Origin of the sequence: Pseudoduganella sp. RAF53_2, from assembly GCF_052113985.1 — a bacterium.
GTDB lineage: Bacteria > Pseudomonadota > Gammaproteobacteria > Burkholderiales > Burkholderiaceae_D > Rugamonas.
Genome location: NZ_JBFRDW010000003.1, coordinates 23683 through 32256, shown reverse-complemented (window position 1 = coordinate 32256; position 8574 = coordinate 23683). Strand labels below are relative to the sequence as shown.

The 8574-nt window shown below is 60.7% G+C and carries 7 protein-coding genes; 2 read left to right on the top strand and 5 right to left on the bottom strand.

The features are described from left to right. The first annotated feature begins 94 nt into the window (after positions 1–94). Positions 95–649 carry an energy transducer TonB gene (locus tag AB4Z11_RS00505; RefSeq protein ID WP_442021826.1) on the top strand — a complete coding sequence of 185 codons (555 nt, stop codon included), beginning with the start codon at positions 95–97 and terminating at the stop codon, positions 647–649. On the opposite strand, the gene AB4Z11_RS00500 is transcribed toward AB4Z11_RS00505, so the two are convergent. Together AB4Z11_RS00500 and AB4Z11_RS00495 are read right to left on the bottom strand one after the other, a co-directional pair. Further along, positions 650–1330 (bottom strand): Fe2+-dependent dioxygenase, encoded by a 681-nt coding sequence (locus AB4Z11_RS00500; RefSeq protein WP_442021824.1) that lies wholly within the window; start codon positions 1328–1330, stop codon positions 650–652. 101 nt (positions 1331–1431) lie between these two features. Beyond that, positions 1432–3717, bottom strand: a complete 2286-nt coding sequence (locus AB4Z11_RS00495; RefSeq protein ID WP_442021822.1) for a TonB-dependent receptor — start codon at positions 3715–3717, stop codon at positions 1432–1434. Between the two features lie 144 nt (positions 3718–3861). On the opposite strand from AB4Z11_RS00495, the gene bfr reads away from it, so the two are divergent. Beyond that, positions 3862–4341, top strand: coding sequence for a bacterioferritin (gene bfr, locus AB4Z11_RS00490; RefSeq protein WP_442021820.1), 480 nt, complete (start codon positions 3862–3864; stop codon positions 4339–4341). Positions 4342–4397: 56 nt separating this feature from the next. Here the strand turns inward: bfr and AB4Z11_RS00485 are convergent, their stop codons facing one another. From AB4Z11_RS00485 to AB4Z11_RS00475, 3 genes are all read right to left on the bottom strand, one after another. Beyond that, positions 4398–5999: a hypothetical protein gene (locus tag AB4Z11_RS00485; protein WP_442021818.1), complete on the bottom strand. Its 1602-nt coding sequence runs from the start codon at positions 5997–5999 to the stop codon at positions 4398–4400. A gap of 194 nt (positions 6000–6193) precedes the next feature. Continuing rightward, positions 6194–7126 carry a PfkB family carbohydrate kinase gene (locus AB4Z11_RS00480; RefSeq protein ID WP_442021816.1) on the bottom strand — a complete coding sequence of 311 codons (933 nt, stop codon included), beginning with the start codon at positions 7124–7126 and terminating at the stop codon, positions 6194–6196. 84 nt (positions 7127–7210) lie between these two features. Next, on the bottom strand, positions 7211–8569 hold the full coding sequence (locus tag AB4Z11_RS00475) for an MFS transporter (protein WP_442021814.1): 1359 nt from the start codon (positions 8567–8569) through the stop codon (positions 7211–7213). Positions 8570–8574: the final 5 nt, after the last annotated feature.

Here is an 8574-nt window from a genome sequence, read left to right as displayed (position 1 = left end):
CTCTTACGAAGGCGGCAAATCCAGCGGCAAGCTGGGCCAAGTGGCCGTCATTATCGCGCTCCATGCCGGTTTGTTCTTCCTGATGTAGAATGGCATGCTCCACCGCGTTGTGGAGCGTCTGCCGGAAGTCGTCAACGTTACCTTCGTCGCACCGCCTCCCGCGCCACCCGCTCCGCCGAAAACGGTGCAGATCGCGCCCAAAGCGCCTGCCCTCGTCGCCCCGCAGCTTCCCATGCTGCCGGTCGTCATTGAAAACACCATCACCCTGCCACCGCCGGCGCCGCGTGCCGCCGAGCCTTCACCTGCGCCCGTCGTGGCTGCGCAGGCACCGGCAGCGCCAGCTACCCCGGCGCCTACGCAGCCTTCCGGCCCGCGCGTGGTTTCCGGCGTGGAGTATGTTCGCGCGCCGCAGCCGGTCTACCCCTCCCTCTCGCGCCGCATGGGCGAACAGGGCGTGGTCACGCTGCGCGTCCTGGTGAATGAACAGGGCCGCGCCGAACAGGCCAATGTGCAGCAGTCGTCCGGCTTCTCGAGCCTGGACGAAGCAGGACGCCTGGCGGCCATGCGCGCACTGTTCAAGCCTTATCTCGAAGACGGCAAGGCGATCCCGGTCTACGTGATCGTGCCGATCAATTTCCGGATGTCGTAATCAAGTCTCTGCCCACAGGCGGAGCAGGTTGTGATAGTGCCCGGCCAGGCCCACGGTGGCTTCGCTGTCGCCATGCTGCGCGCGCAGCTTCTGAATATTCTGATCCAGATCGAACAGCATATTGCGCTGCCAGTCATCGCGCACCATGCTCTGCGTCCACAGGAATGAGGCCACACGTTCGCCAGCAGTGACGGGGTTCACGCGGTGCACGCTGCTGGATGGGTAGATGATGGYGTCGCCTGCCGGCAGCTTGACTTCGTGGGCGCCGTAAGCGTCCATCACGGTCAGTTCGCCGCCTTCATATTCATCGGGATCGCTGAGGAAAACGGTGGTGGAGATGTCCGCACGGATGGTCTGTTTGGTGACCGGATTGATGCGGATGGAGCCGTCGATATGCAGGCCGTAAGTCTCGCCGCCTGCATAGCTGTTGAAGTAAGGCGGCAGCACGCGCAGAGGCAGCGCTGCCGAATAAAACAGTGGATTGGCCACCAGGGCCTTGGTGATGATATCCCCGAGCTCCAGCGCCAGCGGGCTGGCCTCAGCCAACTGGCGGTTGCGCTTGACCTGCGCTCCCTGGCTGCCAAYGCTGGCACGGCCATCGATCCATTCGGCGGCCGCCAGGCGCTGGCGGAACTGTTTCACTTGTTCCGGCGTCAGCACGCCGGGGATATGCAGCATCATGATCGTTCCATGTCAGTCACGGCGGATCAAAACGATCCGCCCTACGTGTCAAATGCATGGGCCCCTGCGCGTAGGGCGGGTCATTGACCCGCCATCGTTGCTCAGTAGCGGAAGTTCGCAGTCAGGATTGCGGTACGGCCAGCGGCCACACCAACCCAGTGCGGCGAGCCGACCTTGTCGAAGTAGGTTTTGTCCGTCAGGTTCTGCACGTTCAACTGCAGGCTGATGTGCTTATCGACTTCATAACTGGCCATCGCATCGAAGCGCGCGTAACCCGGCACCCACTTATTATTGTTAATAGTAGCGTAGACTTTGGACACGGCGTTCACACCGCCGCCCACCGTCAGGCGATTGGCGAAGGTGTAGGAGGTCCACAGCGAGCCGCTCTTGCGCGGGGTGGATGGGAACCAGTTGCCGTTGAACGGGGACACCACCCACACCGGCGCAGCCGTGGTGCCGATATTGGTGAAGCCGTTGTCGGTCACTTTCGCGTCGAGGAAGGTCACGCCGCCGAACACCTGCCAGTTGCTGGTGATCGAACCGCTGGCGCCGAACTCCACACCCTTCACGGTCTTCTCGCCGATGTTCTGCGAAGTGCCGTCGCCGTTGCTGACGCGGGCATTGTTCATTTTGCTCTCGAAGATTGCGGCACTCAGCGACAGCCTGCGCGCCAGCACTTCCCACTTGGTACCCAGTTCGAAGTTCTTGCTGTCCTGCGGCTTCAGGTTCTGCACCGCCACGGTCAGGCCATCGACGCCTTCGCCGCCGTCGTTGCCCGGCGGGGTGGACGAGGTGCCATACGATGCGTAGATGCTGCTGTTCGGAGCAGGCTTGTACACCACGCCAACCTGGTAGTTGGTGAAGGTGGACTTCAGTCCCGCATTCACCGCCGCGGTGGTCACGCCAGCCAGCGTGTACTGCGGCACCGACAGCTTGGAGCGGAACTCATCCCAGCGCAGGCCCAGGTTCAGCAGCCACTGCGGATTGAATTCCACGGTGTCGAACATATACGCCGAACGGGTGTTGCTGTGGATGTTGTTCATCGCCGGCGACACGCTGCGGGTCTGGGTCCACGGATCGTTCGGATTCGGGTTCAGGATCGTGGTGCAGTTGTAGCCGGTGGCAGCGCCTGCAGTCGGGCAGTTGGTACTGTTGGTCAGGAAGTTGTTGGTCCCCGGCGTGAACAGATAGGTGCTGCGGTCCGTGATCTCGCGGCTGATTTCAATGCCGGTGGTGAAGCTGTTCTTCACGCCCGCCAGCATGAAGTCGCCGGTCAGGCTGGACGCGTTGGCCAGCGTGTCGGTGTCCGCGGTGCGGGTATTGGCGCGGCGCCACAGGGTGCCGTACAGGACGATATTGCCTTTCGAATCGTCCGGCTGGGTGTAGATGTAGTCGTTGCTGGTGCGGCCGCTGCGGGTCACGTTGCGGAAGGTCCAGCCATTGTGGAACTGGTGCTTGACGTCGATGGTGCCGATGTCGGATTTGGTGTCGCGGAAGTCGCGGTTCACCAGGCCGTAGAAGGTGTTGCTTGGCACATTCAGCGGCTCGCCGTTACCGTTCTTGGCAACGTTCGGGCCGGAGGTGATCGGGTTATTGAACGGCAGGCCGGAGTCCGGCAGTTCGCTCGACTGGAAGTGGTACCAGCTCAGGTCAACCTTGGTGGACGAGGACAGGCCAAACGCCACGGTCGGCGCGATGCCCCAGCGGTCGCCGTGCACTTCGTCGCGGCCGGCCACGTGGTTCTCGTGGTACATCAGGTTCAGGCGGAAGGCCGCGTCGTCGCCAATGGTGCGATTCAGGTCGCCGGTCACGCGGCGGTACTGCGCGGTGCCCACGCCGACGCTGGCGTTGGCGAAGTTCTCGGCCTTGGCGGTCTTGCTGACCATGTTCACGCTGCCGCCGGCGGAAGAACGGCCGCCGTATGCGGAGTTCGGGCCCTTCACGACTTCGATCTGCTCGATGTCGAAGATTTCGCGGGTGCCGGAGCCGGTGTCGCGGATGCCGTCGATATAGGTGTCGGACTGCGCGTTGTAGCCGCGGATAAAGAGGTTGTCGCCTACCGGGTTGCCGCCTTCGGCAGCGCCCATGGTAATGCCCGGCACGGTGCGCAGCGCATCCGTCAGGGACACGGCGCCGGTCTGGGAAATCACGTCAGCCGGGATCACGGTGACCGACTTGGGGGTGTCCAGCAGCGGCGCGGTGAATTTGTCGGAAGCGGACTTGCTGACCTGGAAACTCGTGCCTGCACTACCGGTTACAACCACTTCCGGCAATTTCTGGGTCGCAGGATCGGCTGCTTCTTCTGCATGGAGGGCCAAAGGCATCGCCAGAGTGGCAATTGCGGCAAGGGCGGCTGGCTGGTGCTTGCGGCTCTTAATGTAGGACATTTTTTCTTCTATTGGTTAGCAATCAAAATGCAAATGATAATGGTTTTCATTTACGTTAGCAATCCTGATTGCCGTTTTGCCTAGTTTGAGCACCTGCTTCGTGGCAGAATGGCACCATCCCCACCCGTAGAACAAGGACAAGCCATGAAAGGCGATAAAGACGTGCTCCGCCTGCTGAACGCTCAGCTGACGAACGAACTGACGGCCATTAACCAATACTTCCTGCACGCCCGCATGTACCGCCACTGGGGCCTGGAAAAGCTGGGCAAGAAGGAATACGACGAGTCGATCGGCGAAATGAAGCACGCCGACAAACTGATCGACCGCATCCTGATGCTGGACGGCCTGCCTAACCTGCAAGCCCTGCACAAGCTGCTGATCGGCGAGAACACCGAGGAAATGCTGGCGGCCGACCTGAAGCTGGAGAATGGCGCGCACGTGACCATCAAGGAAGGCATCGCGCAGGCCGAGAAAGTGGGTGATTACGTGTCGCGCGACCTGCTGCTGGAAATCCTGACCGACACCGAAGAACACATCGAGTGGCTGGAAACCCAGATCGACCTGATCGGCAAAATCGGCATTCAGAACTACCTGCAGTCGCAGATGTCCGAAGCGGACGAATAATTCGCTGATTCCGCAATGGCCGGCCAGGGCGCGCGCCCCTGGCCGGCACACACCAATTACACGTTATTCGGCGGATAGGATGCGACGCCGCCCAGCACAAAGGCAACCTGCTGCGTTGGCGGCAGGTTCGCTACGGGCGTGGCCGCCAGCGTTACCGTGACCGTGCTGCCCACGGCCTGGAAGTTGCTGACGGCATAGCCCGAGGTCTGCACGCCAGCCGATCCCGAGAAAATGCCGATCGACGTGTAAGCACTCCCCTGCTGGAAGGCGGCCGACATGGCGGCGACATTGGCGTTGGTAATCGTGAAGCTGATGGTTGGCGGATTGGAGATGACCCATTGTTTCAAGTGGCCAAACTGCTTGCCCTGTCCAAACGTGGTTGGCGGCTGGTAGGTCGTACTTTCACCAATCGCAAAGCCCGTGAGATTCGGGTTCTGCCAGGTCTGGATGATCTGGGTAAGAATCGTATTGTCGAACCAGCCCGTTGCCAGATTGGCGGAGAGTGCCTGAACGTCCGTGCCGAAGGTGGTCACCCCGGGATAGACAATGTTCAGCGTCATCGTCGACTGTTCGCTCGCGTAGGTTTCCACATTCACGGCACTGGCGCTGCCGCTGGCAGTAAAGGTGAACCATCCCGGCGACACGCTATAGCTGGCGTTGGCAATCGTCAAATTGGTCGACGTGGCTGAGAAACTGGACGCTGTGCATCCAATGCTGACCTGATTCGCGGTATTGCCAAGTCCCGCGGTCAGATTCGCCCACACCGGGACGGTATAGCCCACGTAGTAACTGCTGGCACTGGTCTGCAAGCCTCCATTCGCTGCGCCCGGCTGCGTTGCATTGGTCCTCGCCGCAGCCAGCTCCTGCAAGCCGGTGCTCTGCGCGACCTGGATGGCGGAAGCCGGACCCTGCGTATTGACGTAGGTCGTGAGTGCAGAGGAAGTATTCGGGTAAGCCAGGTTCATATTGATGGCAGCCTGGGACAGCCCCTGGTTATTTTGCGGCAGACCGGAACCATAATTACTGAATACCCAGGTAACCAGCGCCGGCCAGCCGGCATTTTGCGCTACCGGCACCTGGTCTTGAGCCACAGCAGCCCACACTTGCTGCTGGGCTTGACCAACTGCCGGGCTATTTAAAATGCGTGCATCGTCTTTCGACAATTGCCAGGTTACTTGGCTGAGTATTTGCGAATAAAATGTCGAGAAATTCTGCGGTTCGAATTTCAATAAAATATCATTGGCCGGTTCCAGCAGCGAATCCAGCGCCTGGAGAGAATTAAGGCTGTAGAAATTGCCGCTCTGGCCTTTAGTGCAGACCGGGAATCCACTTGGATAGCTGACCGGACTGAAAGTGCCTTGCAGGCTGGCACCGAGGCTGCTTTGTACGTTGGCGGCCAGTTGCGTGTAAAAAGCGGCCTGTCCTGGCGAACTGGCAGCCTGCGCGGCGGCTACGGCCGCTTGCGCGCGCAAGACAACAGGATGGCTGGCCAGCTCTGCAACGGTGGAGACACCCAGTGCGCTCTTCAGTGACGTGGCGGCACTGTCGCTAATGCCCTGAATGGATGAAACCGGGGCATTCATCAGCGCGTCACCGCGCAGCTGATTGCTCTTCGAGATGACAATATCATTGACATTCAATTTCAACTGTTTAGTCATGATTACCTCGCCTCTTTCAAGTTAATATTAATTAACCCAGCAGCAGATAATATTATCCAGCCGCACAGGAGAGGCCGAGTATGGCAAAGTTCGAACCTGCCAATACTCTTCAATAATCACGAAACAACAGTATTTTTTAAATATATTCCCGCAACTTACAGGGCTATATTTAAAAGTAAAAACTTAAAATATTATTATGCGAGGCCCCAGGCTTCGCGCCAGGGCTTGTAGAAATTGAGGTCTTGCGGCACCGCGCCGGCGATGCCGCAGATCGCACCCGCGAATTCGTTGGCGCGATTCAGCGTGGCGAGTATTTCCCAGCCATGGGCGCGGCCCAGCAGGAAGACTGCGGAAAAGGCGTCGCCTGCGCCCACCGTATCCACCAGCTTGGCCGGCGCCCGCACATCGTGCGAATGCGCGGCCGTGCCATCGGCGCCGAAGTACATGGCGCCGCGCGCGCCCAGCGTCACCAGCATGCCCTTCAGCGAGAAGTTGTGCATCAGCGAGCGGCACTCCGATTCCAGCACCACGCAATCCATCTTGTCCGTGCCGGGGCAGGTGTGGCAGTACCAGCTGAATAAAGTCTGCAGCTCCTGTTCGTTGACTTTCAGGATGTCGGCTTGCTGCAGCGAGGTGAAGACGATGGATTCGTCCACCCAGCCATCGCGCAGGTTCAGGTCGAAGAAGCGCTCGGCCGGGCTGGCGTCCAGCAGCGCGGCCAGGGCGTGGCACGACGTGGCGCTGCGCTGGGCCAGGGTGCCGAAGCAGATGGTGTCCGGCGAATAGGCGCGCAATACGTCCAGCGCCAGCACGCCTTCGAGATGGTCGTAGGCCTGGTCAGGCAAGATGTCGTAGTGCGGCACGCCATCCTCGCCGCGCGTGACGTGCACGCGGCCGGTGGGACGGGCGGGATCGGACTGTATGCCCTCGGGCGACATGCCGAAGCGGGTGAATTCGTCGCGAATGGTTTCGCCGCCGGCATCCCGGCCGACGCGGGTCACCATCAGTTGCGGCTGGCCGAAGGCGGCCAGGGTGCGGGCGAGATTGAAAGGAGCGCCGCCGGCCACTTGCTCGGTGCCGAAATCGTCCAGCAGGGCTTCGCCGAATACCAGGATTCTTTCAGACATCGCCGCTCCTTTGGCACGGCGGATCGACGATCCGCCCTAAATCAGTTGTCATTCCGTAGGACGGATCATCGATCCGCCGGAGTTTCAGCCAATTTTACCAAAGTGCACTTCCGGAGCCGGATCCGCGGCAGCTTGTGGGCGCGCCGCGCGCAGCTTGACGAACAGCACAGCTACCGCAGCACACAGGAGCAGTGCGCCCGCCAGCCGCACCACATTGGCAGGCTCGCCATGCAGCCAGCTGCGGTAATACAGCGGCAGCGTAAAAATCTGAATAATCATCGGGATCACGATGAACATATTGAAGATCCCCATGTAGACCCCGGTACGCTCGGGCGGAATGCTGCCCGCCAGCATCACATAAGGGTTGCCCATGATGCTGGCCCAGGCCAGCCCGACGCCGACCATCGGCAAGAGAAGCAGCAGCGGCTGAGTCACCAGCGGAATACACAACATGCCGATACCTGCCGCCGTCAGGCACAGGCTGTGCGTGATTTTCGGCCCAAAGCGGCGCGTGAACGGCACCAGCGCAAAGGCGGCGATAAAGGCGATGAAATTGTAGAAGGCGCCGATCTGGCCGTTCAGCAGACCCGCCTCACGAAAGCCCGCCGAGGAGGGATCGGCCGTTTTGTAGATGGAGGACGCCAGCGCCAGCATGATGTATTGCCAATAGCAGAACATGGCGTACCACTGGAACAGCTTCATCACCGCCAGCTGCTTCATGGTGGGCGGCATCTCGCGCAGGGCATCGGCAATCTCCTGCGCCGCATGGCGCCAGCCGCCGGGCTTGGCGCGCAATGCGGCTTCATCTTGCGGCGACAGCGGCAACTCCGGCGTCGTCCAGCAGCTCCACAGCACGGAAGTCAGCGAGAACACAGCACCCAGCAAAAAGGCGCCGATCACCGTGTAAGGAATATGGTGGCTGTTCACCGCATCGCGGCTGGTGCCGAGGTAGACCAGCACCGATGGCGTGAGATAGGCCAGCGTTTGGCCCAGCCCCGTAAAGGCGCTTTGCGTCAGGAAGCCCAAAGAATGCTGGCGCACCGCCAGCCGGTCGCTGACAAAGGCACGATACGGCTCCATGGTCACGTTGTTGGCCGCGTCCAGAATCCATAGCAGACCGGCCGCCATCCACAACACGGGGCTGAAGGGCATGGCCAGCAAACCGAAGCTGCAAATCACAGCGCCGATCAAAAAATACGGCGTGCGTCGTCCCCAGCGCGTCACGGTGCGGTCGCTCAGCGCGCCGATCAGCGGCTGCACCAGCAGGCCCGTGACGGGACCGGCCAGCCAAAGATAAGGTAGCGTTGCCTCGTCGGCGCCCAGGTATTTGTAGATCGGGCTCATGCTGCTCTGCTGCAGCCCGAAACTGAACTGGATGCCGAAGAAGCCGATGTTCATGTTGACGATCTGACGGAACGACAGATGCGGTTTATGCTGCGCCATCGTGT